The following is a 22,610-nucleotide window of genomic DNA, read 5'->3' on the forward strand; positions in this document are numbered from 1 at the left end:
TGCGACCCGGCGAGTGCAGCGCCGGGTTACCTGGACCGGATCAGACCACCAGAGGGCGGTCCGTCGGCCGGATCGGTGCGGGCAGCGGGGTCTTGCCGCCCAAGTAGGTGTCGACCGCCGCGGCGGCCGAGCGGCCCTCCGCGATGGCCCAGACGATCAGCGACTGGCCACGGCCGGCATCGCCGCAGACGTAGACGCCATCGACATTGGTGGCGAACTTCGCGTCCCGGGACACATTACCGCGTGCGTCGAGGTCCACGCCCAGCTGCTCGACCAGACCGTTCCTGACGTCCGTCCCGGTGAAGCCCATGGCCAGGGTGACCAGCTGCGCCGGGATCGCCCGCTCGCTGCCCGGCACCTGCTCGAACTTCCCGTCCTTGAACTCCACCTCGACGAGGTGCAGCTCCTGGACGTTGCCCTCCTCGTCGCCGCTGAAGTGGGTGGTGGAGACGGAGTAGATCCGCTCGCCGCCCTCCTCGTGCGCGGAGGTGACCTTGTAGGTCATCGGCATGGTCGGCCAGGGCTGGCCGGACGGCCGCTCCTCGCCCGGTCGCGGCATGATCTCCAGCTGGGTGACCGAGGCCGCCCCCTGCCGGTGGGCGGTGCCGACGCAGTCCGCGCCGGTGTCGCCGCCGCCGATGACCACGACGTGCTTGCCCTTGGCACTGATCGGCGGCTCGACGAAGTCGCCCTCCTGCACCTTGTTGGCCAGCGGCAGGTACTCCATCGCCTGGTGGACGCCCTTGAGCTCGCGCCCGGGCACCGGCAGGTCGCGGGCGGTGGTGGCGCCGGCCGCGACGACGACCGCGTCGAAGCGCTCGCGCAGCTGCTGCCCGGTGATGTCCTCGCCCACGTGCACGCCGGTGCGGAACCGGGTGCCCTCCGCGCGCATCTGCTCGACGCGGCGGTTGATGTGGCGCTTCTCCATCTTGAACTCGGGGATGCCGTACCGCAGCAGGCCGCCGATCCGGTCGGCCCGCTCGTACACCACGACGGTGTGCCCGGCCCGGGTGAGCTGCTGGGCGACGGCCAGGCCGGCCGGCCCGGAGCCGACCACGGCGACCGTCTTGCCGGACAGCCGCTCCGGCACCTGCGGGGTGACCCCGCCGCGGTCCCAGGCCTTGTCGATGATGGTGACCTCGACGTTCTTGATGGTCACCGCGTCCTGGTTGATGCCGAGCACGCAGGCCGACTCGCAGGGCGCCGGGCAGAGCCGCCCGGTGAACTCCGGGAAGTTGTTGGTCGCGTGCAGCCGCTCGATCGCGCCGGACCAGTCGTCCCGGTAGGCGAGGTCGTTCCACTCGGGGATGAGGTTCCCGAGCGGGCAGCCGTTGTGGCAGAACGGGATGCCGCAGTCCATGCAGCGGCCGGCCTGCTTGGTGATGATCGGCAGCAGGCTGCGCTCGACGTAGACCTCGTTCCAGTCCCGGATGCGCACGTCCACCGGACGCCGCTCGGCGAGCTGCTTGGGCGTGGTCAGGAAGCCCTTGGGGTCAGCCACGTGCCGCCTCCATCATCTTGCGAGTGGTCTCGGCCTCGGAGAGGCCATCGCGCTCAGCGGCGTCCTTGGCGGCGAGCACTGCCTTGTAGTCGGTCGGCATGATCGTGGAGAAGCGGGAGACCCCGCTGCCCCAGTCCGCCAGGAGTCCGGCCGCCACGGTGGAGCCGGTCTCCTCGTAGTGCTGCTGCACGGTCTCGCGCAGCCATTCGCGGTCGACGGCGCCGGGGGCCTCGATGCCCACCATGCCGCTGTTGACGTTCGCCGGGCGCAGGTCCAGCACGTAGGCGACGCCGCCGGACATGCCGGCCGCCAGGTTGCGCCCGGTCTCGCCGAGGATGACGACCCGGCCGCCGGTCATGTACTCCAGGGCGTGGTCGCCCACGCCCTCGACGACCAGGGTGGCACCCGAGTTGCGGACGGCGAACCGCTCGCCGGCCTTGCCGCGCAGGTGGATCCGGCCGCTGGTGGCGCCGTACCCGATGGTGTTGCCGGCGATGACGTGGTTCTGCGCGTCGTTGCCGATGGCCGCCGCGTCGCGGGCCGGGCGGACCACGAGCACGCCGCCGGACAGGCCCTTGCCGACGTAGTCGTTGGCGTCGCCCTCCAGCCGCAGCGTCACGCCGCGCGGCACGAAGGCGCCGAAGGACTGGCCGGCCGAGCCGGTGAAGGTGACGTCGATGGTGCCCTCGGGCAGGCCCTCGCCGCGGTACCGCTTGGTCACGTGGTGGCCGAGCATGGTGCCGACGGTCCGGTTGACGTTGCGGATCGGCAGCTGGATGCGGACGGCGTCGCCGTTCTCCAGGGCGTCCTGGGCCAGGTCGATCAGCTGGTTGTCCAGGGCCTTGTCCAGCGCGTGGTCCTGCGTGGTGGTGCGGTGCAGGGCCGCGCCCTCGGGCAGCTCGGGCACGTGGAAGAGCGGGGCCAGGTCGAGCCCGGCGGCCTTCCAGTGGTCGACCGCGGCCTCGGCGTCGATGTGCTCGGCGTGGCCGACGGCCTCCTCGATCGTGCGGAAGCCCAGCTCGGCCAGGATCTCGCGGACCTCCTCGGCGATGAACTCGAAGAAGTTGACCACGAACTCCGGCTTGCCGGAGAAGCGCTCGCGCAGCACCGGGTTCTGGGTGGCGACGCCGACCGGGCAGGTGTCCAGGTGGCAGACGCGCATCATGATGCAGCCGGAGACCACCAGCGGGGCGGTCGCGAAGCCGAACTCCTCGGCGCCCAGCAGCGCGGCGATGACGACGTCGCGGCCGGTCTTCAGCTGGCCGTCGGTCTGCACCACGATCCGGTCGCGCAGACCGTTCAGCAGCAGGGTCTGCTGGGTCTCGGCGAGGCCGAGCTCCCAGGGGCCGCCCGCGTGCTTGAGCGAGGTGAGCGGCGAGGCGCCGGTGCCGCCGTCGTGGCCGGAGACCAGGACGACGTCCGCGTGCGCCTTGGAGACGCCGGCCGCGACCGTGCCGACGCCGACCTCGGAGACCAGCTTCACATGGATGCGGGCCTCGGGGTTGGCGTTCTTGAGGTCGTGGATCAGCTGCGCCAGATCCTCGATCGAGTAGATGTCGTGGTGCGGCGGCGGCGAGATCAGACCGACACCCGGGGTGGAGTGCCGGGTCTTGGCGACCCACGGGTAGACCTTGTGGCCGGGCAGCTGGCCGCCCTCGCCGGGCTTGGCGCCCTGGGCCATCTTGATCTGGATGTCGTCGGCGTTGACCAGGTACTCGGAGGTGACGCCGAAGCGGCCGGAGGCGACCTGCTTGATCGCCGAGCGGCGCTCCGGGTCGTACAGGCGGTCCGCGTCCTCGCCGCCCTCACCGGTGTTGGACTTTGCGCCGAGGCGGTTCATCGCGATCGCCAGCGTCTCGTGCGCCTCCAGGGAGATCGAGCCGTACGACATGGCGCCGGTGGAGAACCGCTTGACGATCTCGGAGACCGGCTCGACCTCCTCGACCGGCACCGGGGTGCGGCCGAGCCCGTCCAGCTTGAACAGGCCGCGCAGCGTCATCAGCCGCTCGGACTGCTCGTTCACCCGGTCCGTGTACTGCTTGAAGATGTCGTACCGGCGGTTGCGGGTGGAGTGCTGCAGCCGGAAGACGGTGTCCGGGTCGAACAGGTGCGGCTCGCCCTCGCGGCGCCACTGGTACTCGCCGCCGATCTCCAGGGCGCGGTGCGCGGCCGGGATGCCGGAGGCCGGGTACGCCTTGGCGTGCCGGGCGGCGGTCTCCTTGGCGACCTCGTCCAGGCCGATGCCGCCGAGCTTGCTGGTGGTGCCGGCGAAGTAGGCGTCGACCAGCTCCTGGGCGAGGCCGATGGCCTCGAAGACCTGCGCGCCGCGGTAGGAGGCGACGGTGGAGATGCCCATCTTGGACATCACCTTCAGCACGCCCTTGCCGAGCGCCTTGATCAGGTTCTTGATCGCCTTCTCGGCCTCGATGCCGGTCAGGAAGGTGCCCTGGGCGACGAGGTCCTCGACCGACTCCATGGCCAGGTACGGGTTGACCGCGCCGGCGCCGTAGCCGATCAGCAGCGCGACGTGGTGCACCTCGCGCACGTCGCCGGCCTCGACCAGCAGCGACACCCGGGTGCGCTGCTTGGTGCGGATCAGGTGGTGGTGGATCGCCGAGGTGAGCAGCAGCGAGGGGATCGGGGCGTGCTCGGCGTCGGAGTGCCGGTCGGAGAGCACGATGATCCGGGCGCCGTCGGCGATCGCCGCGTCCGCCTCGGCGGCGACGGCGGCGAGCCGGGCGGCCAGGCCCTCGCCACCGGTGGCGACCCGGTACAGGCCGGACAGCGTGACGGCCTTGAGGCCGGGCTGGTCGCCGTCCGCGTTGATGTGGACCAGCTTGGCCAGCTCGTCGTTGTCGATCACCGGGAAGGTGATGCCGACCGAGCGGCAGGACGCGGCCTCGGCGGTCAGCAGGTTGCCCTCGGGGCCGAGGTTGGACAGCAGCGAGGTGACGAGCTCCTCGCGGATGGCGTCCAGCGGCGGGTTGGTGACCTGCGCGAAGAGCTGCACGAAGTAGTCGAACAGCAGTCGCGGCTTCTCGCTCAGCGCGGCGATCGGCGAGTCGGTGCCCATCGAGCCGAGCGCCTCGCCGCCGGTCTTCGCCATCGGCGCCAGGACGACCCGCAGCTCCTCCTCGGTGTAGCCGAAGGTCTGCTGGCGGCGGGTGACGGAGGCGTGGGTGTGCGCGATGTGCTCGCGCTCGGGGAGCCTGGCGAGCTCGATCTGCCCGCCCTCGACCCACTCCGCGTAGGGGTGCTCGGCGGCCAGCGCCGACTTGATCTCCTCGTCCTCGACGATCCGGTGCTCGGCGGTGTCGATGAGGAACATCCGGCCGGGCTGCAGCCGGCCCTTCTTGACCACCCGGGTCTGCTCGATGTCGAGCACGCCGACCTCGGAGGAGAGGACGACCAGGCCGTCCTCGGTGATCCAGTAGCGGGCGGGGCGCAGACCGTTGCGGTCCAGCACGGCGCCGATCTGCGTGCCGTCGGTGAAGGTGACGCAGGCCGGGCCGTCCCAGGGCTCCATCAGGTTGGAGTGGTACTGGTAGAAGGCGCGGCGGGCCGGGTCCATCGTGACGTGGTTCTCCCACGCCTCGGGGATCATCATCAGCACCGCGTGCGGCAGCGAACGGCCGCCGAGGTGGAGCAGCTCCAGGACCTCGTCGAAGGAGGCCGAGTCGGAGTGGTCCGGGGTGCAGATCGGGAAGATCCGCTCCAGGCCCTGACCGTTGCTGTTCGCGGGGATCAGGTCGGTCGCGAGCTGGGACTCCCGGGCGGTCATCCAGTTCCGGTTGCCCTTGACCGTGTTGATCTCGCCGTTGTGCGCGACGAAGCGGTACGGGTGGGCGAGCGGCCAGCTCGGGAAGGTGTTGGTGGAGAACCGCGAGTGCACCAGTCCGAGCGCGGAGGCGTAGAGCCGGTCCGACAGGTCGGGGAAGAAGGGCTCCAGCTGGCCGGTGGTCAGCATGCCCTTGTAGACGATGGTGCGCGCGGACAGCGACGGGAAGTAGACCCCGGCCTCGCGCTCGGAGCGCTTGCGGACCACGAAGGCGACCCGGTCGAGCTCGATGCCGGTCCTGTCCGTGCCGCCGAGGAAGAGCTGGCGGAACCGGGGCATGACGCCGCGGGCGGTCGCGCCCAGCAGGTCCGGGGTGACCGGGACGTCGCGCCAGCCGAGGACGGTCAGGTCCTCCTCGGCCGCGATGGCCTCGATCCGCGCGACGGCGGCGGCGTCCTGGTCGTCGGCGTCGGGCAGGAAGGCGATGCCGACCGCGTAGGAGCCGGCGGCGGGGAGTTCGAAGTCGACCTTGGCGCGCAGGAAGGCGTCCGGGACCTGGGTGAGGATGCCGGCGCCGTCACCGGAGTCCGGCTCGGCGCCGGTGGCGCCGCGGTGCTCCAGGTTGCGCAGGACGGTCAGCGCCTGCTCGACGACGGTGTGGTCGGCGATGCCGGTCAGCGTGGCGACGAATCCGACGCCACAGGCGTCGTGCTCGTTTCGCGGGTCGTACAGGCCCTGAGCAGCAGGTCGCGCATCCGGAACGAGCGCGTACGGCGGGCGGGCGGCGCCGGCCTGGGGCTCGTTGGCGGAGTGCATGGATGCAGACAGCATCGGCTCTCCCGTCGTCGTCTTTGGAGGCTGGTGCAGTAGGGACGACGTTGGCCCTGATGCGATTTCGTGCAAGTTACATGATGCCGAACATCCCGGGAAGCGGGATACCTCGTCCACATCGCGGGACGGATCCGCAGGTCACGGGTGCTGCGGGAGGGCGTGCCGCGCCGCACGCCTTGACGATTGTGCCCGGCCGTCGACCGCCTGAAACAGGGGCGACATCCGCCCGCCACGACAGTCGATCAAGGGTGCCTGCGATTCCATTCCCACACTCGACCGGCAGATGTGATTCCTTGGCCCGATCGGCTCGAATGCTGAGACAAGCCAGGCGGAGCCGGGGCGCCATGTGCGCAATGTCACCCAGTGGAGTGCATAACCATGCAACAGCACACCGTACCCCCACGGTGACCCTCCGCCGCCCCCGGCCCCCTAGCCGATCTGCCCGCCGATCAGCCACCCCAGCAGATACGTCACCCCGGCCGCCGCCCCGCCCAGCAGCAGCTGCCGCAGCCCGCTGAACCACCAGCTGCGCGCCGTCACCCGGGCCACCACCGCGCCGCAGGCGAACAGCCCGGCCGCCGAGAGCAGCAGCGCCGGTACCAGCGAGGTCGCACCCAGCAGGTACGGCAGCAGCGGGAGCAGCGCGCCCACCGCGAAGCAGACGAAGGAGGACCCGGCCGCCACCCACGGCGAGGGCAGGTCGTTGGGGTCGATGCCCAGCTCCTCCCGGGCGTGCACCTCCAGCGTCCGGTCCGGGTCGGCGGACAGCTGCCGGGCCACCTCGTGGGCGAGTTCCGGGTCCACCCCCCGGTCGACGTACACCTGGGCCAGCTCGGCCAGCTCGCCGTGCGGGTTGCGGCTCAGCTCCAGCCGCTCCGCCTCGATCTCGGCCTGCACCAGCTCCCGCTGGGAGGCCACCGAGGTGTACTCCCCCGCCGCCATCGAGCAGGCGCCGGCGGCCAGCCCGGCCAGGCCGGTGAGCACCACCGTGCTGCTGGAGACGGCGCCGCCGACGACGCCGGTCATCAGCGCGAAGTTGGAGACCAGTCCGTCCATCGCGCCGAACACCGCCGGCCGCAGCCAGCCGCCGTTGACGTCCCGGTGGTGTCCCGCCGCGGGTATCCGCGGGTGCTGCCCGGCCTCGTGCTCCAGGATGGTCGCGGTCACGACTCTTCCCCCTCCGTCCATTGGTCCGATCGCCTTACTTACTGACCGTAGCCCTGTTGACCTGGGCATTTCCAGCAAAGTAAGGCTGTCCGAACATGACGGCGGCCGCCCTCCGCACGGGGTGCGGAAGGCGGCCGGGGGCCTGGATCGGCGCAGCTCAGGCGGGGTTCCTGGCGCCCTTCTCCAACTTGTCGAGCTTCTCGGCGAGGGCGTCCTGGGCCTTCCCGCCCGGCTTCTCGTCCGACTTCCCGCCCGACTTCTCGTCCGACGTGTCACCGGGCCTGTCGCCCGCCTTCCCGTCCGAGGCGTCGGCGGTCCCGTCGGCCGGCGCCGCCGCCCGCTCGTCCGCGTCGGCCATCGGGTCGATGCTCGCCGGGTCCTCGCGGCCGGGGTGCTTCTTCCCGACGATCACGAAGTACGCGACGGCGCCGAGGAAGACGAGGATCGCCACCCAGTCGTTCAGCCGCAGGCCGAGGATGTGGTGCGCGTCGTCGATCCGCAGCCACTCGATCCAGAACCGGCCCACCGTGTACGCGGCCACGTACAGCGCGAAGGCCCGGCCGTGACCCAGGGTGAACCGCTTGTCCGCCCAGATCACCAGCGCCGCGACGCCCACGCACCAGAGCGACTCGTAGAGGAAGGTCGGGTGGTAGATCCCGGTGACGACCTCACCGCTCGGCAGCGTCTTCTTGATCTCCAGGCCCCACGGCAGCGTGGTCTCGCGGCCGTAGAGCTCCTGGTTGAACCAGTTGCCCCAGCGGCCGAGGGCCTGGGCGAGCGCGATGCCGGGGGCGATCGCGTCGGCGTAGGCGGGCAGCGGCACGCCCCGGCGGCGGGCTCCGATCCAGGCGCCGACCGCGCCCAGCGCGATCGCGCCCCAGATGCCGAGGCCGCCCTCCCAGATCTTGAAGGCGTTCCAGGGGTTCTTGCCCTCGTCGAAGTACAGCTGGTGGTCGGTGATCACGTGGTAGAGCCGGCCGCCGACCAGGCCGAACGGCACAGCCCAGACGGCGATGTCGCCGACCGTGTGCTTGCCACCACCTCGGGCGACCCAGCGCTTGCTGCCGAGCCAGACGGCGACGACGACACCGAGGATGATGCAGAAGGCGTAGGCGCGCAGCGGGACGGGTCCGATTTCCAGGACGCCCCGCGACGGGCTGGGAATGTAGGCGATATCCATGGCAGCTCCGACGCTACAGGGTCGACGGCCCGTCCAGGACACCCCGGCGGGTCACAGTCGGTGCACAGATCGGCGCACCGATCGGCGCACGGATCGGCGCACCGATCGGAACGCGGGCCAGGAGCACGGCCCGCCGCCGCCCCCTCCGGCCGGGGAGGGGACGGCGGCGGCCGCGGCGGCGGGCCCGGCTCAGCCGGCCTTCGGCGAGGGGTTGTTGCTCTCCGAGGCGGTGCTGGTGGGGGCCGGCGACTGTCCGTGGGTGCCCGGGGTGCCCAGCGTCTTGCCCTGGTTGGCGGCGTCGACCCACTTCACCAGGTTGGCCGGGGTGATCTCCTCGTTGTTGAACTTCGGGTAGATCGGCTGCCCGTTGAGCAGCACGGTGGGCGTGGACTTGTAGCTCGACTTGTCGAAGTCCTGCTGGACGGCCGACACCCATCCGCTGTACGTGGAGTTGTTGACGCAGGCCTCGAACGCGGGGGTGTCGAGTCCCTCGACCTGCTTGCCGAGGCTGATCAGGGTCGCCTTGTCGCCGAAGGCGTCGCTGGTCTCGTCCGGCTGGTTGCGGTAGAGCACGTCGTGGTAGTCGCGGAAGTGCCCGGCGTCCTGGGCGCAGGCCAGCGCGTTGGCGCCGTAGCGGGAGCCCTTGCCCGGCACCGCCCGGTCGATGAACGAGACGATGTGGTAGTTGGTGTAGATCTTGCCCGCGTCCTCCAGCTGGCTGATGGTGGACGAGAACTCCCGCTCGAAGCTGCCGCAGGCGGGGCAGCGCGCGTCCTCGTAGACGGTGAGGACGGCCGGTGAGTTGTCCGAGCCGACCGGGATCACGAGGTTCTTGTCCCCGATCGCGCCGGCCGGGGCGGCGGTGGGGGTCTCCGGCTTGGAGCGCTGGTCCTGCACCACCACGCCGACGACCACGGCGGCGGCGATCACCGCGAGCGCCACGCCGCCGATGATCAGCTTCTTCTTCTTCCGGCCGCGGGCCTCGTCCGCGGCCCGGTCCGCCAGCATCTGCTCTCGGGCGGTGCGCTTGCCTTCTCGGTTCTTCTCGCTCATCAGCCTTGGACATTCCAGATTCGGGGGCGGGGGTGGTGCGGTGGGACGACGGGGGTGGTGCGGTGGGAGGACGGGGCGCTCAGCGCGCCAGCCAGCCGTCCACCGAGAGCTTGGTGCGGGGCCACCGGAGCAGCCAGCCGGCCAGCAGCAGGAACCCGGTGTCGCGCAGGATCTCCTGCAGGTACTCGGTCTGCGAGGAGTCGACCGCCCCGCCGCCGCCGAAGCATCCGCAGTCGATCGAGATGCCGCGCGCCCAGGCGGAGGCGATCCCGGCGATGAACGCGAGCAGCAGCCCCGCCGAGAGTGCCGCGACCAGGCGCGTGCCCAGGCCGACCACCAGCAGCAGCGCGAGCGCCAGCTCCAGGAAGGGCAGCCCGTGGCCGACCGGTTTGACCAGGGCCTCGGGCAGGATCTCGTACGCGCGCACCGCCTGGGCGGCCTCCGCCGGGTCGGCGATCTTCGCCAGCCCCGCCCAGCCCCAGACCACGGCCAGGCCCAACCGGGCCGCCGTACCGATCCACTCCGTCACCGGCCCGGCCATCCGGACAACCCCCTCGGGAAACACCGTCACGCCCTATGAACCGCCGACGGTGACGCCGGGTTCCTCCGGTTTCGCGAGTTAAGCCGAAAGAGTGAACATTGATAGTTGTTGACCCGGTTTCACCCTAACGAGCGACCGGGTCGCAGCCGGGCGGCCACCCGAGCTCGTACCGGTCGAGGTCGTACCGCCCGGGCTCGTACCTCCCGGCCTCGGATCTCCCCGGCTCGGATCTCCCCGGCTCGGACCGGCTGTCGCCGAGGAGCGCCGGCCGCCCCTGCGGATCCGAGCGGCCGGACCGCGCCACCGCCTCCATCCGGACCGCTTCGGCACACACGTACGCGTCCCGCTCGGCCCGCTCCACCCCCCGTTTGGCCAGGGCCGGGACGACCGCCGCCTGCGCCCCGAGCGCGGCGCCGAGGGCCAGCGCGGCCGCGGCCGCCCGCAGCAGCACGGCTCGCTGAAGACCGGGCATCGGCCGACCCCTTCCGCTCGCTCCCGCGCCCCGGGGGCACGTGGTTCGTGCACTCGTCCCTCCACTCAACGCCGGTCAACCCCCGCTGATGCGCACGCCCCGCACTGTTCACCCGTTCGGGTCCGGCCGACCGCCCGGAGCGACGGGGAACGCCGACGGCCCGCCACCTCCGAGGAGATGACGGGCCGCCAGTGGTACGACTCGGCCCCTAGGCCCGGCGGACGCCCCGCGCCAGTTCGCCGGCCAGCTCGCGGACCGCCACGAGCGCGGCCCCCTCGTCCCCGTCCGCGTCCAGGATCCGCTGGACGAAGGCCGAACCGACGATGACGCCGTCCGCGAACCCGGCGACCTGCGCCGCCTGCTCACGGGTCGACACCCCGAGGCCGACGCAGACCGGCAGTTCGGTGGTGGCCCTGGTCCGGGCGACCAGGTCCTCGGCGAGGTCGCCGACCTGCGCCCGGCTGCCGGTCACGCCCATCACCGCGGCCGCGTACACGAAACCGCTGCCGGCCGAGGTGACCTCCGCGAGCCGGCGGTCCTTGCTGCTCGGCGCGACCACGAACACGGTGTCCAGACCGTGCTCCTCGGCCGCCTTGCGCCACTCCACGGACTCCTCCACCGGCAGGTCCGGCAGGATGCAGCCCGCCCCGCCGGCCGCGGCCAGGTCGGCGGCGAACCGCGCGACGCCGTACCGGTCCACCGGGTTCCAGTAGGTCATGACCAGCACCGCCGCGGCGGGGTGCGCCGAGGCCACCTCCTGGACGGTGCGCAGCACGTCCTTGATCCGGACCCCGCCCCGCAGCGCGATGTCGTCCGCGGTCTGGATGGTCGGACCGTCCAGCACCGGGTCGGAGTGCGGCAGGCCGATCTCGACGATGTCGCAGCCGCCCTCGATCAGGGCGCCGACGGCGCGGATGCCGCCGTCCACGGACGGGAAGCCGGCCGGCAGGTAGCCGATCAGCGCGGCGCGGCCCTCCGCCTTGGCGGCGGCCAGAATGCCACTGAGCTTGGAAGCCATGGTCACTTACCCCCGTGGGCGGAGCCGGCGCCCGGCTCGTCGTAGAGGCCGAAGTACTCGGCGGCGGTGTGCATGTCCTTGTCGCCGCGGCCGGACAGCGAGACCAGGACGGTGGCCTCGGGGCCGAGCTCGCGGCCCAGCTCCAGGGCACCGGCCAGCGCGTGGGCGCTCTCGATGGCCGGGATGATGCCCTCGGTGCGGGACAGCAGTCGCAGCGCCTGCATGGCGGCGTCGTCGGTGACCGGGCGGTACTCGGCCCGGCCGGTGTCCTTCAGCCAGGCGTGCTCCGGGCCGACGCCCGGGTAGTCGAGGCCGGCCGAGATCGAGTGCGACTCGATGGTCTGGCCGTCCTCGTCCTGCAGGACGTACGTCCGGGAGCCGTGCAGCACCCCCGGGTCGCCCTTGGTGAGGGTGGCGGCGTGCCTGGGCGTCTCGGCGCCCTCGCCGGCCGCCTCGCAGCCGATCAGCCGCACCCCGGCGTCCGGGATGAACTCGTGGAAGATGCCCATCGCGTTGGAGCCGCCGCCGACGCAGGCCACGACCGCGTCGGGGAGCCGGCCGGTGCGGTCCAGCACCTGCTGCCGCGCCTCGATCCCGATGACCCGGTGGAAGTCCCGGACCATCATCGGGAACGGGTGCGGGCCGGCGACGGTGCCGAACAGGTAGTGGGTGGAGTCGACGTTGGCGACCCAGTCGCGGAACGCCTCGTTGATGGCGTCCTTGAGCGTCCGGCTGCCGGAGGTCACGGACACCACCTCGGCGCCCAGCATCCGCATCCGGGCGACGTTGAGCGCCTGCCGCTGGGTGTCGACCTCGCCCATGTAGATGGTGCAGTCGAAGCCGAACAGGGCGCAGGCGGTGGCGGTGGCCACGCCGTGCTGGCCGGCGCCGGTCTCGGCGATGATCCGGGTCTTGCCCATCCGCCTGGTGAGCAGGGCCTGCCCCAGCACGTTGTTGATCTTGTGCGAGCCGGTGTGGTTGAGGTCCTCGCGCTTGAGCAGGATCCGCGCGCCGCCGGCCTCGGCGGAGAACCGCCGCACATCGGTCAGCGGACTGGGGCGGCCGGTGTAGTCCTTGAGCAGCGCGTCGAGCTCGGCGGTGAAGGCCGGGTCGGTCTTGGCCTTCTCGTACTCCTCGGCGACCTGCTCGACGGCGGCGACCAGCGCCTCCGGGATGAAGCGGCCGCCGTACGCGCCGAAGTAGCCGCGCGCGTCCGGCACCTCGGCGCCGGGCAGGTGGTCCCGCTCGGGATTTCCTGAAGACTTTTCGGACTTTTCGGACATGGTGGAGTCCCTCGGATGATGTCGACGGGTGATGCCGACGGATGACGTGACGTCTGATGGCTGCGGTCAGCCGGACGTCGGACGCCATCGCCTCCCGGGTACCTGTCCGGGCTCGCAGCCGATGACGTACCGCACCCGCCGCCCCAGCACCCGGCGCGCGGGCGCGCGGCAGCCGCGCGGGCGGCAGCCGGGGGCGAGACGGGAGGCGATCTTCATGGCGGCGGGATCAGTCCTTGTGCCGGATCGCCGGGTGGGCACCGGCCGCGACCAGGTCGGCCACGGCGGCCCGCGGGTCCTTGCCGGTCACCAGGGACTCGCCGACCAGGACCGCGTCCGCGCCCAGGTTGGCGTAGGAGATCACGTCCAGCGGACCGCGCACCCCGGACTCGGCGATCTTGACGATGCTGTCCGGAATGGCGTGGACGACATTGCCGAAGGTGTTGCGGTCCACCTCGAGGGTCTTGAGGTTGCGGGCGTTGACGCCGATGATCCGCGCCCCGGCGTCCACCGCGCGCTTGATCTCCTCCTCGTCGTGCACCTCCACCAGCGGGGTGAGGCCGATCGACTCGGCGCGCTCGATCAGCGACACCAGGGCCGGCTGCTCGAGGGCCGCGACGATCAGCAGCGCGAGGTCGGCGCCGTGCGCGCGGGCCTCCCACAGCTGGTAGGCGGTGACGATGAAGTCCTTGCGGAGCAGCGGGGTGTCCACGGCGGCGCGGACGGCGTCCAGGTCCGCCAGCGAGCCGCCGAAGCGGCGCTGCTCGGTCAGCACGCTGATCGCGGCGGCACCGCCGGCCGCGTAGTCGGTCGCCAGGGAGGCCGGGTCCGCGATCGTGGCCAGCGCGCCCTTGGACGGGCTGGAGCGCTTGACCTCGCAGATCACCCGGATGCCGTCGCCGCGCAGCGCGGCCACGCCGTCCTTGGCGTCCGGGGCCTTGGCGGCGAGCTCCTTGAGCTCGTCCAGCGAGACCCGGGCCTGTCGCTCGGCGAGGTCCTCGCGGACCCCTTCGACGATCGAGTCGAGCACACTCACTCGGGCGCCCCCATCATGATTTGCCGGTACTACTGGCGAGGAGCCGGCGGCCAATGGGCCCCCGGCCCCTCGATGGTATCGGCACGGGGGGGCGCACAGCGCATCCGCCCGGCGCGCGTCTCGTGGAACGGACACCGTACGGGGGCTCCGGCCTGCGCCTTCACCGCTCCGCCACCCCCGCCCGGCGGCCCACCGCTCCGCCACCCCGCTCCCGGGTCCGGACCGGGCTCAGACCGACGGCGGGGCCAGACCGGCACCGACCGGCAGATTGCGGACCACCGTGAAGACCAGGACGAACAGCGCCACCAGCACCCAGCGCCGGGGCCCGAGCGCCAGCCGGGGCCCGGGCAGTCCGCGCAGCGCCGCCCAGAGCCAGCGCGCCCAGAGCACCGCCAGCACCACGAACAGCAGCACCGCGACCGCGTTGTCGTGCAGGGCGCCGTTGAAGTCCCCGTGGGTCAGCGCGTGCACACAGCGCAGCCCGCCGCAGCCCGGGCACCACCAGCCCGTGGCCGCGAGGAAGGGACAGTCCGGGTAGTGCCCGGGGTTGTTCGGGTCCACCGCGGCGATGTACCCGGCGGGGACGGCCACGGCGACCGCGGCGGCCAGCGGCGGAACGAGCCGGCGGGGGCCGGACGGCCGGGCGGCGGCGGTGGGGGCGGAGGCGGCGTTCACGCCCATGATTGTGCCCCTCCCGACGGCGCGGCGGGAGAAACGAAACGGCGGGCCTGCCGCCCGCCGTTCACGTGAGGAGGTCCGGCCGGGTCAGGCCGCGCTGCCGACCAGCGCCGCCTGCTCCTCCGGGGTGTAGGTGTGGGCGCTGGGCTGCGCGCCCATGCCCGCCATCGCCATGGCCTTGCCGACCACGCCGCCCAGCACGACGACCGCCAGGCCGCCCCAGACCAGCAGCACCGACGGCAGGATCATCGCGACACCCGCGATGGCGAAGCCGATGAAGGAGATCGTCACGCCGGTCCAGGCGGCGACGGTGTGGCCGCTGGCGGCCTTCGTTCCTGCAGACATCAGATGGTGCTCCTACGCTCTCGGGGCCCCGGCCGGGCCTGCGGGCCCCTGGCGGGTTGACGTCTCCATTGTGCCGGGCCGTACAGCGGCGGCCCAAAGCGGGTGGCGGGTCTATCGCGTCACAGTGCGACCGGGTCCGCCCGGCTCAGCGCGCGGTCGGGTCCTCGCCCCGGTCCAGGGCCTTCCACAGGTCCGCCGGGGTCTCGGCCGCCGCCCGCCGGACCGGCGCCCGGCCGGTCGGCGCCTCGTAGCGGCTGCCCATGGCCGGCCAGCCGCGCCCGTAGCGGACGGTCAGGAACCCGGCCAGCGCCAGCAGCAGCCCGCCCAGCAGTGCCACCCACGGCCAGGCGGTGTGCCCGACCCCGGTCGCGGCGGAACCGGTCAGTGCCAGCTTGCGGGCCGCCTCGGCGTCCAGCGCGGCGGTGTCCCCGGCGCCCGCCGCGGCGGCCGCGGCGGCGCCCAGCCCGGCCAGTACCGTCAGCACCCCGACCGCGAGCCGCCCGGCGCCGCGCGCCGCGAACACCGCGACCGCCGCGGCCAGGGCCACCAGGGCCAGCCCGGCGGGCAGTTCGGAGATCTTCCCGCCGGTGACGGACACCTCCAGGGTGCCGGCCAGGCCCTCGGCCCAGACCCGCCCGGCGGCGGTCAGCACCAGCACCGCGCCCAGCACGGTGAGCAGCAGCATCACCCCGAGCGTGCGCCGCCCGGCCCGCGCGGCGGGCGCGGGGGCGGCGGCGGGGTCGGCGGACACGGCGTCGGTACGGGCTTCAGCGGTCACCGGACCAGTGTCCCCCGCCCTCACCCCGTCGCCGCACCCGGGGTGGGCGGCCCGACCGGGAAGTCGCCCGTCTCCAGCACCAGCGTCCCCTCCCCCAGCGGCAGGAAGAGATCGTTCCCGAACGGCACCCGCTCCGCCTCCCGGTACCCCGCGCCCGGCAGCGGCCGGCTGTGCACGGTGCAGACCGCCTCGCCCGGGTCCACCAGGACGTACAGCGGGACCCGCGCGTCCGCGTGGGCGCGGTGGCCGCCGGTCGGCTCCGGGACCGGTGCGACCTCCAGCACCACCAGCGCGTCCCCGCTGCGGTACCGTCCGGCGGCGTCCGACGACGCGCCCGGGGCCAGCACCAGGAGCCGGGTCCCGCGCCCGTCCTCGCTCACCACGGAGCGCACACCGCCGTGGCCGCCGGACTGCCGCAGCAGCTGCTCCCTGGCGGCGGCCACGATCCGCCGCTGCACGTCAGGCATGCTGTCGTCCCTTCCGCTGCGGCGGCCCCGCGACGCGCGCGGGGCCTACGGCCTACGGCCTACGCAGCGTATTCGCGGTGGCGACCGCCCGCAGGACGGCGGCGGCCTTGTTGCGGCATTCGGTGTCCTCGCCGTGCGGGTCGGAGTCGGCGACCACGCCGGCCCCGGCCTGGACGTACGCGGTGCCGTCGCGCAGCACCGCGGTGCGGATCGCGATCGCGGTGTCGGAGTCCCCCGCGAAGTCCAGGTAGCCGACGCAGCCGCCGTACAGGCCGCGGCGGGTGGGCTCCAGTTCCTCGATGATCCGCATCGCCCGCGGCTTGGGCGCGCCGGAGAGCGTGCCGGCCGGGAAGCACGCGGTCAGCACGTCGAAGGCGGTCCGCCCCTCGGCGACCTTCCCGGTCACCGTGGAGACGATGTGCATGACGTGGCTGTAGCGCTCGATCTGCATGAAGTCGACGACCTCGACGCTGCCCGGTTCGCAGACCCGCCCGAGGTCGTTGCGGCCGAGGTCCACCAGCATCAGGTGCTCGGCCCGCTCCTTGGGGTCGGCGAGCAGTTCGGCGGCCAGCGCGGCGTCCTCGTGCGGGGTGGCGCCGCGGTGCCGGGTGCCGGCGATCGGGTGCAGCATCGCCTCGCCGTCGGTGACCTTGACCAGGGCCTCGGGGCTGGAGCCGACCACGTCGAAGCCGCCCTCGGCGCCGCCGTCCGGGCCGGGGAAGCGGAACAGGTACATGTACGGGCTGGGGTTGGTGGTGCGCAGCACCCGGTAGACGTCGAGCGCGGAGGCCGGGCAGGGTGCCTCGAAGCGCTGCGAGGGCACCACCTGGAACGCCTCGCCGGCCCGGATCCGCTCCTTGATCTCCTCCACCGCGGCCCGGTAGGGCGCCCCGCCGAACGGCGAGCGGACCTCGCCGGGGCCGGTCGGGGTGAAGGTGGCCAGGCCGGGGTCGACCGGCTTCAGCAGGTCGGCCTCCATCCGGTCGAGCCGGGCGACGGCGTCCGCGTAGGCCTCGTCCACCCCGCTCTCCAGGTCGTTGTGGTTGACGGCGTTGGCGATCAGCAGCACGGTGCCGTCGACGTGGTCGAGCACGGCGAGGTCGGTGGCGAGCAGCAGGGTGAGCTCGGGCAGCCGCAGGTCGTCGGGGTTGAGGTCGGGCAGCTTCTCCAGGCGCCGCACCACGTCGTAGCCGAGGTAGCCGACCAGGCCGCCGGTGAGCGGCGGCAGGCCGTCGTCGGGGTGCCGGGGGGTGTGCAGGGTCCGCAGGGCGGCGCGCAGCACCTCCAGCGGGTCGCCGGTGGTGGGGATGCCGACCGGCGGGGCGCCGAGCCAGCGGGCGTCGCCGTCCGGGCCGACGGTCAGGGTGGCGGCGCTGCGGACCCCGACGAAGGAGTAGCGCGACCAGCTGCGGCCCTGCTCGGCGGACTCCAGCAGGAAGGTGCCGGGGCGCTCGGCGGCGAGGCCGCGGTAGAGGCCGATCGGGGTGAGGCCGTCCGCGAGGAGCCTGCGGGTGACCGGGATGACCCGGGTGTCGACGGCGAGCTTGCGGAAGGCTTCGAGGTCCATGCGGGCGGCACCTTACGGGGAGGGGCGGAGCGGGCGGTTCAGCCGAGCGGGAGCACGTCGGCGTCGAAGCAGGTGCGGTCGCCGGTGTGGCAGGCCGCGCCGGTCTGGTCGACCTTGACCAGCAGGGTGTCGCCGTCGCAGTCGAGGGCGACCGACTTGACCAGCTGGACGTGGCCGGAGGTGTCGCCCTTCACCCAGTACTCGCTGCGGCTGCGGCTCCAGTAGGTGCAGCGGCCGGTGGTGAGGGTGCGGTGCAGCGCCTCGTCGTCCATCCAGCCCAGCATCAGCACCTCGCCGGTGTCGTACTGCTGCGCGACGGCCGGGAGCAGTCCGTCCGGGGTCCGCTTGAGCCGGGCGGCGATCTCGGGGGCCAGGGCGGTGGAGCCGGGGGCGGCGGGTGTGGTGGACATGGGGCCATTGTGACAGCCCGGTCCGGCCGCCAGGGCCGCCGTCCGGATCGCGGCCGGGCCCGTGGGCGCAGGTGGGGGCGGGTGAGGCGCAGGTGGGGGGCGGGGCGCGCGGCGCGGTGCCCGACCGGGAGGACCATCCGATCGAACGAGTTGTGCCAACCGCCTGCCGGGTGCCCCCGCTCTGCGCCATTCTCGTGGTCATGACCTCCGAGCAGCACTCCGCCGGGCCCGCCGGGCCGCCCGACCGCGACCGGTCCGCGGCCGACCGGTCCGCCGCCGACCGCCCCGGTCAGCGTCCCGGCGACCGCCCCGGCGGCGAGGACGCCCGGCCGTCCCGGGGCCTGCGGGTCGGCGTCGCGGCGGTGCTGGTGCTGCTGCTCGCGGTGGTCGCCACGGTCCTGCTGTGGCCGGCGGACGACCCGGCCCCCGCGCCGCCCCCGCCCTCCCCCACCGCGACGCCGACACCCACCCCCACGCCCACCCCCACCCCCACGCCGACCCCGACCCCGACCCCGACGCCGACCAAGGTGGTCCCGTACAGCTTCTTCACCGTCGGCACCTGCCTGGACCACCCGCAGCTGAGCCGGACGGTCACCAAGCCGGAGGCCCGCCCCTGCGAGGGCAGGCACGACGGCGAGGCGATCGCCGACCAGCTGCTGCCCGAGGGGCTGACCGGCGACTACGTGGTCGCCAACGCGATGCGGGACGGCTGCAAGGAGGCCCAGGCCGCCGCCGAGGCGCGGCAGGGCGGCGGCGGGCCGTACTACAGCTACCCGGTGGGCCCGAGCTACGCCTTCTACCAGCAGGGCTGGCGCGACTACACCTGCATCCTGACGGCGGGCAACCGGCCGGACACCGGCAAGCTCACCGGACACCTTCGCTGACCCCCCGTCGGCACTCGTAGGGTGGGCCGCATGTCTAACCACGCTCTCGCCGAGCGCCACCGTCTGGCCGAACTGCTGGCCGCCGCCGGGCCGGACGCGCCGACCCTCTGCCACGGGTGGTCCACCCGGGACCTCGCCGCCCACCTGGTGATCCGCGAGCGGCGGCCGGACGCCGCCGCCGGGATCCGGATCGGCCCGCTGGCCGGCTGGACCCAGCGGGTGCAGGACTCCTACGCCGTGCGGCCCTACGAGGAGCTGGTCCGGATGTTCCGCGCCGGTCCGCCCCCGTTCTCCCTGTTCTCGCTGCCCGGCGCGGACGAGGCGGGCAACACCGTCGAGTACTACGTGCACGCCGAGGACGTCGCCCGGGCCGGCGACGGCCCGGCGCCGACGGCGGTCCCGGCCGGCCGGGCCGAGGCGCTCTGGCGGCGGCTGTCGCTGCCCGCCCGGATGGAGGCGGGCCGCCGCTCCCCGGTGCGGCTGGAGCTGTGCCACCCCGACGGCCGGAGCCTGTCCGTCGGCCCGGCCGGGGCGGCGACGGTGCGGATCACCGGCGAGCCGGGCGAACTGGTGCTGCTGGCCTTCGGCCGGGGCGCCCGCACCCGGGTCGAGGTCGACGGCCCGCACGACGCCGTCGAGGCCCTGCGGCACGCCCTCCCGCTCCCCGAGCGCGAGTAGCGGCCGACGGGCCACGCCCCGGCTGCGGATGTCGGTGGCGGGGTGCAGACTCGCAGGTGGCCGGGAGGGGCGCCGCCGGGCCCCCGGCGGCGGCCGTCCGGCCCCTGCCCGTCGTTACCGTCTCCCTCGAAGGGACGCGACACCATGCTCACCACCGACTTCCCGGCCGGCTCGCCCTGCTGGATCGATCTCGGCAGCCCCGATCCGGAGGCCGCCGCCGCGTTCTACGGGGCCGTGTTCGGCTGGACGTTCCGGTCGGCCGGTCCGGAGGCCGAGGGCTACGGCTTCCTCCAGCTGGACGGCCGGACGGTCGCCGCCGTCGGCCGGCTCACCGAGGAGGGCGCGCGCTCCGCCTGGACGACGTACTTCCGCACGCCGGACGCCGAGGCCGCCGCCGCGGCCGTCGAGCGGGCCGGCGGCACCGTCCGGGTCCCGGCCTTCGACGTCATGGAGGCCGGGCGGATGGCCCAGCTGACCGATCCCCAGGGCGCGCAGTTCGCGGTCTGGCAGCCGGGCGCCGTGACCGGCCTGGACGTCGTGTCCGAGGACGGCGCGCTGATCTGGATCGAGCTGCACACCGGCTCCGTGGACACCGGCTTCGGCTTCTACCGGACGGTGTTCGGCTGGCGCGAGGAGGACTTCCCGGCGCCCGGCCTGACGTACAAGGTGCTCTCCCCGGCCGGGGGCGACCTGCGGGCCACCACCTTCGGCGGCATCGCCCCGGTGATGGCGGACTCCGGACCGCCGTCCTGGACGCCGTACTTCGGCTCCTCCGACGTGGACGCGGTGGTCGACCGGGCCACCGCCGCCGGGGCGAGCGTGCTGATGGGCCCGGAGAGCGTGCCGGACGTCGGCCGGATCGCCTGGCTGGCCGACCCATTCGGCGCCCCGTTCGCCCTGATCAAGGGCGAGCCGCCGAAGGACGCCTGACCGCCGACGCGCACCCGGCCCGGCGCAGCCGAACCGGGCCGGGCCGGGCCAGGCCGGGCCGAGGACTCAGCGGACCGGGTGCCCGGCCTCCCGCAGCGCGTCCTTGACCTCGCCGATCCGCAGGTCCCCGAAGTGGAAGACGCTGGCGGCCAGCACCGCGTCCGCGCCGGCCTCCACCGCGGGGGCGAAGTCGGCGAGCTTCCCGGCGCCGCCGGAGGCGATCACCGGGACGGACACCGCCGCGCGGACGGACCGGATCAGCTCCAGGTCGTAGCCGTCCTTGGTGCCGTCGGCGTCCATCGAGTTGAGCAGGATCTCGCCGGCGCCCAGCTCGGCGGCGCGGCCGGCCCACTCGACGGCGTCCAGGCCGGTGCCCTTGCGGCCGCCGTGGGTGGTGACCTCGAAGCCGGATGCGGTCTCCGTGCCCTCCGCGCAGCGGCGGGCGTCCACCGACAGCACCAGCACCTGGCGGCCGAACCGCCGGGCGATCTCGCGGACCAGCTCGGGGCGGGCGATGGCGGCGGTGTTGACGCCGACCTTGTCGGCGCCGGCCCGCAGCAGCTTGTCGACGTCCTCGACGGCGCGGATGCCGCCGCCGACGGTGAGCGGGATGAACACCTGCTCGGCGGTGCGGCGGACCACGTCGTAGGTGGTCTCGCGGTCGCCGGAGGACGCGGTGATGTCGAGGAAGGTCAGCTCGTCGGCGCCCTCGGCGTCGTAGAGCCTGGCCATCTCGACCGGGTCCCCGGCGTCGCGCAGGTTCTGGAAGTTGACGCCCTTGACCACGCGGCCGGCGTCGACGTCCAGACAGGGGATGACACGTACTGCGAGGGTCACGGCTGCTTGCCTTCCAGAGCTTCCAGGGTGGCGGCGAGTCCGGCGCGGTGGGCGTCGAGCTCGACCTCGACGAGCAGCCGCGAGTCGACCAGGCTCTGCACCACCACGACGGTGGCCACCGGGCGCACGGCGCCGAAGAGTTCCTGGTGGGCGCGGCCCGCCGCGTCGATGTCACGGGAGTGGGCGAGGTACACCCGGGTGCGGACCACGTCGTCCGCCGTCAGACCGTACGCGGCCAGGGCCTCCAGCGCGGTGCCGAAGGCGGTCCGCGCCTGCTCGTAGGGGTCGCCCTCGCCCTGGAGCACGCCGTCCACCAGCGGCCGGGCACCGGCCACGTGGACGTGGTCCCCGGCGGCGACCGCCTGCGACACGCCGAGGAGTTCCTCCCAGGAGGAGAACCCGCCGAGCCGGCCGCGCACGATCCGACGTTCCGTCATCCCGAAACCGCCTCCAACGCCTCTCCGAGGGTGAACTTCTGCTCGTAGAGTGCCTTGCCGACGATCGCGCCCTCGACTCCCTCGCCGACCAGGCCGGCGATGGCGACCAGGTCGTCCAGCGAGGAGACGCCGCCGGAGGCGACCACCGGGCGGTCGGTGGCGGCGCACACGTCGCGCAGCAGCTGGAGGTTGGGGCCGGTCAGGGTGCCGTCCCGGTCGACGTCCGTGACGACGTAGCGGGCGCAGCCCTCGGCGTCGAGGCGGGCCAGCACCTCGAAGAGCTGGCCGCCCTCGCTGGTCCAGCCGCGGCCGCGCAGGGTGGTGCCGATCACGTCGAGGCCGACGGCGATCCGGTCGCCGTGCTCGGCGATGACCTTGGCGACCCAGTCCGGGCTCTCCAGGGCGGCGGTGCCGAGGTTGACCCGGGTGCAGCCGGTGGCGAGGGCGGCGGCCAGCGAGGCGTCGTCGCGGATGCCGCCGGACAGCTCGACCTTGATGTCGAGGGTCTCGGTGATCCCGCGGACCAGGTCGCGGTTGGAGCCGGTGCCGAAGGCGGCGTCGAGGTCGACCAGGTGCAGCCACTCGGCGCCGGCGTTCTGCCAGGCGAGGGCGGCGGCGAGCGGCTCGCCGAAGGAGGTCTCGGTGCCGGAGGCGCCCTTGACCAGGCGGACGGCCTGCCCGTCCCGGACGTCGACGGCGGGCAGCAGTTCGAGGCGGCTCATGAGGTACACGTCTTCCGTGG

The 22,610-nt window shown here is 73.4% G+C and carries 23 protein-coding genes; 3 read left to right on the forward strand and 20 right to left on the reverse strand.

The genetic code is table 11. From position 1 onward, the window contains the following. Positions 1-40: 40 nt before the first annotated feature. From OG715_RS12910 to hisI, 17 genes are all read right to left on the reverse strand, one after another. The gene (locus tag OG715_RS12910) at positions 41-1,501 is read right to left on the reverse strand and encodes a glutamate synthase subunit beta (protein ID WP_266268830.1); all 1,461 of its coding nucleotides are present in this window, start codon (positions 1,499-1,501) and stop codon (positions 41-43) included. Next, the gene (gltB, locus tag OG715_RS12915; RefSeq protein WP_266271656.1) at positions 1,494-6,095 is read right to left on the reverse strand and encodes a glutamate synthase large subunit; all 4,602 of its coding nucleotides are present in this window, start codon (positions 6,093-6,095) and stop codon (positions 1,494-1,496) included. The genes OG715_RS12910 and gltB overlap by 8 nt, the downstream gene beginning before the upstream one ends. A 444-nt stretch (positions 6,096-6,539) precedes the next feature. After that, a complete protein-coding gene (locus tag OG715_RS12920) occupies positions 6,540-7,298 on the reverse strand; it encodes a VIT1/CCC1 transporter family protein (protein WP_407660970.1) in 759 nt (252 codons plus the stop codon). Positions 7,299-7,434: 136 nt separating this feature from the next. Beyond that, a complete protein-coding gene (lgt, locus tag OG715_RS12925; RefSeq protein WP_266268831.1) occupies positions 7,435-8,457 on the reverse strand; it encodes a prolipoprotein diacylglyceryl transferase in 1,023 nt (340 codons plus the stop codon). 189 nt (positions 8,458-8,646) lie between these two features. After that, the gene (locus OG715_RS12930) at positions 8,647-9,510 is read right to left on the reverse strand and encodes a DsbA family protein (RefSeq protein WP_266268832.1); all 864 of its coding nucleotides are present in this window, start codon (positions 9,508-9,510) and stop codon (positions 8,647-8,649) included. A 79-nt stretch (positions 9,511-9,589) separates the two neighbouring features. Further along, complete coding sequence (locus OG715_RS12935; RefSeq protein ID WP_266268834.1) at positions 9,590-10,051, reverse strand: MauE/DoxX family redox-associated membrane protein; 462 nt, start codon at positions 10,049-10,051, stop codon at positions 9,590-9,592. 124 nt (positions 10,052-10,175) lie between these two features. After that, complete coding sequence (locus OG715_RS12940; protein WP_266268835.1) at positions 10,176-10,523, reverse strand: hypothetical protein; 348 nt, start codon at positions 10,521-10,523, stop codon at positions 10,176-10,178. A 208-nt stretch (positions 10,524-10,731) separates the two neighbouring features. Beyond that, positions 10,732-11,541 (reverse strand): tryptophan synthase subunit alpha, encoded by an 810-nt coding sequence (gene trpA / locus OG715_RS12945; protein ID WP_266268836.1) that lies wholly within the window; start codon positions 11,539-11,541, stop codon positions 10,732-10,734. Between the two features lie 2 nt (positions 11,542-11,543). Further along, positions 11,544-12,824: a tryptophan synthase subunit beta gene (gene trpB / locus OG715_RS12950; RefSeq protein WP_266268838.1), complete on the reverse strand. Its 1,281-nt coding sequence runs from the start codon at positions 12,822-12,824 to the stop codon at positions 11,544-11,546. 66 nt (positions 12,825-12,890) lie between these two features. Next, a complete protein-coding gene (trpM, locus tag OG715_RS42400; protein ID WP_368082909.1) occupies positions 12,891-13,040 on the reverse strand; it encodes a tryptophan biosynthesis modulator TrpM in 150 nt (49 codons plus the stop codon). 10 nt (positions 13,041-13,050) lie between these two features. Further along, a complete protein-coding gene (trpC, locus tag OG715_RS12955; protein ID WP_266268840.1) occupies positions 13,051-13,857 on the reverse strand; it encodes an indole-3-glycerol phosphate synthase TrpC in 807 nt (268 codons plus the stop codon). A gap of 228 nt (positions 13,858-14,085) precedes the next feature. Next, complete coding sequence (locus OG715_RS12960) at positions 14,086-14,538, reverse strand: DUF2752 domain-containing protein (protein WP_380504385.1); 453 nt, start codon at positions 14,536-14,538, stop codon at positions 14,086-14,088. Between the two features lie 84 nt (positions 14,539-14,622). Further along, positions 14,623-14,880: an HGxxPAAW family protein gene (locus tag OG715_RS12965; protein WP_266268842.1), complete on the reverse strand. Its 258-nt coding sequence runs from the start codon at positions 14,878-14,880 to the stop codon at positions 14,623-14,625. Positions 14,881-15,025: 145 nt separating this feature from the next. Then, positions 15,026-15,658, reverse strand: coding sequence for a TIGR02234 family membrane protein (locus OG715_RS12970; protein WP_266268843.1), 633 nt, complete (start codon positions 15,656-15,658; stop codon positions 15,026-15,028). A 20-nt stretch (positions 15,659-15,678) separates the two neighbouring features. Beyond that, the gene (locus OG715_RS12975) at positions 15,679-16,125 is read right to left on the reverse strand and encodes a hypothetical protein (protein WP_266268844.1); all 447 of its coding nucleotides are present in this window, start codon (positions 16,123-16,125) and stop codon (positions 15,679-15,681) included. Between the two features lie 52 nt (positions 16,126-16,177). Continuing rightward, complete coding sequence (locus OG715_RS12980) at positions 16,178-17,692, reverse strand: anthranilate synthase component I (RefSeq protein ID WP_266268845.1); 1,515 nt, start codon at positions 17,690-17,692, stop codon at positions 16,178-16,180. 38 nt (positions 17,693-17,730) lie between these two features. Beyond that, complete coding sequence (gene hisI, locus OG715_RS12985) at positions 17,731-18,102, reverse strand: phosphoribosyl-AMP cyclohydrolase (RefSeq protein ID WP_266268846.1); 372 nt, start codon at positions 18,100-18,102, stop codon at positions 17,731-17,733. A 200-nt stretch (positions 18,103-18,302) separates the two neighbouring features. Between hisI and OG715_RS12990 the strand changes: the two genes are divergently transcribed. From OG715_RS12990 to OG715_RS13000, 3 genes are all read left to right on the forward strand, one after another. Next, positions 18,303-18,986 (forward strand): hypothetical protein, encoded by a 684-nt coding sequence (locus tag OG715_RS12990; RefSeq protein WP_266268847.1) that lies wholly within the window; start codon positions 18,303-18,305, stop codon positions 18,984-18,986. 30 nt (positions 18,987-19,016) lie between these two features. Next, a complete protein-coding gene (locus OG715_RS12995; protein WP_266268848.1) occupies positions 19,017-19,664 on the forward strand; it encodes a TIGR03085 family metal-binding protein in 648 nt (215 codons plus the stop codon). Between the two features lie 144 nt (positions 19,665-19,808). Further along, complete coding sequence (locus tag OG715_RS13000) at positions 19,809-20,594, forward strand: VOC family protein (protein WP_266268849.1); 786 nt, start codon at positions 19,809-19,811, stop codon at positions 20,592-20,594. A gap of 66 nt (positions 20,595-20,660) precedes the next feature. Here the strand turns inward: OG715_RS13000 and hisF are convergent, their stop codons facing one another. Genes hisF through priA form a run of 3 tightly spaced genes read right to left on the reverse strand, consistent with a single transcriptional unit; the run spans position 20,661 to position 22,590 of the window. Continuing rightward, on the reverse strand, positions 20,661-21,431 hold the full coding sequence (hisF, locus tag OG715_RS13005) for an imidazole glycerol phosphate synthase subunit HisF (protein WP_266268850.1): 771 nt from the start codon (positions 21,429-21,431) through the stop codon (positions 20,661-20,663). Next, positions 21,428-21,868 carry a Rid family hydrolase gene (locus tag OG715_RS13010; RefSeq protein WP_266268851.1) on the reverse strand — a complete coding sequence of 147 codons (441 nt, stop codon included), beginning with the start codon at positions 21,866-21,868 and terminating at the stop codon, positions 21,428-21,430. The genes hisF and OG715_RS13010 overlap by 4 nt, the downstream gene beginning before the upstream one ends. Then, entirely contained in the window at positions 21,865-22,590 is a 726-nt protein-coding gene (gene priA, locus OG715_RS13015; RefSeq protein ID WP_266268852.1) for a bifunctional 1-(5-phosphoribosyl)-5-((5-phosphoribosylamino)methylideneamino)imidazole-4-carboxamide isomerase/phosphoribosylanthranilate isomerase PriA, read from the reverse strand. Before priA ends, OG715_RS13010 begins: the two co-directional genes overlap by 4 nt. Positions 22,591-22,610 lie beyond the last annotated feature (20 nt).

The sequence above is a fragment of the Kitasatospora purpeofusca genome (assembly GCF_036010405.1).
Classification (GTDB): Bacteria; Actinomycetota; Actinomycetes; order Streptomycetales; family Streptomycetaceae; genus Kitasatospora; species Kitasatospora purpeofusca.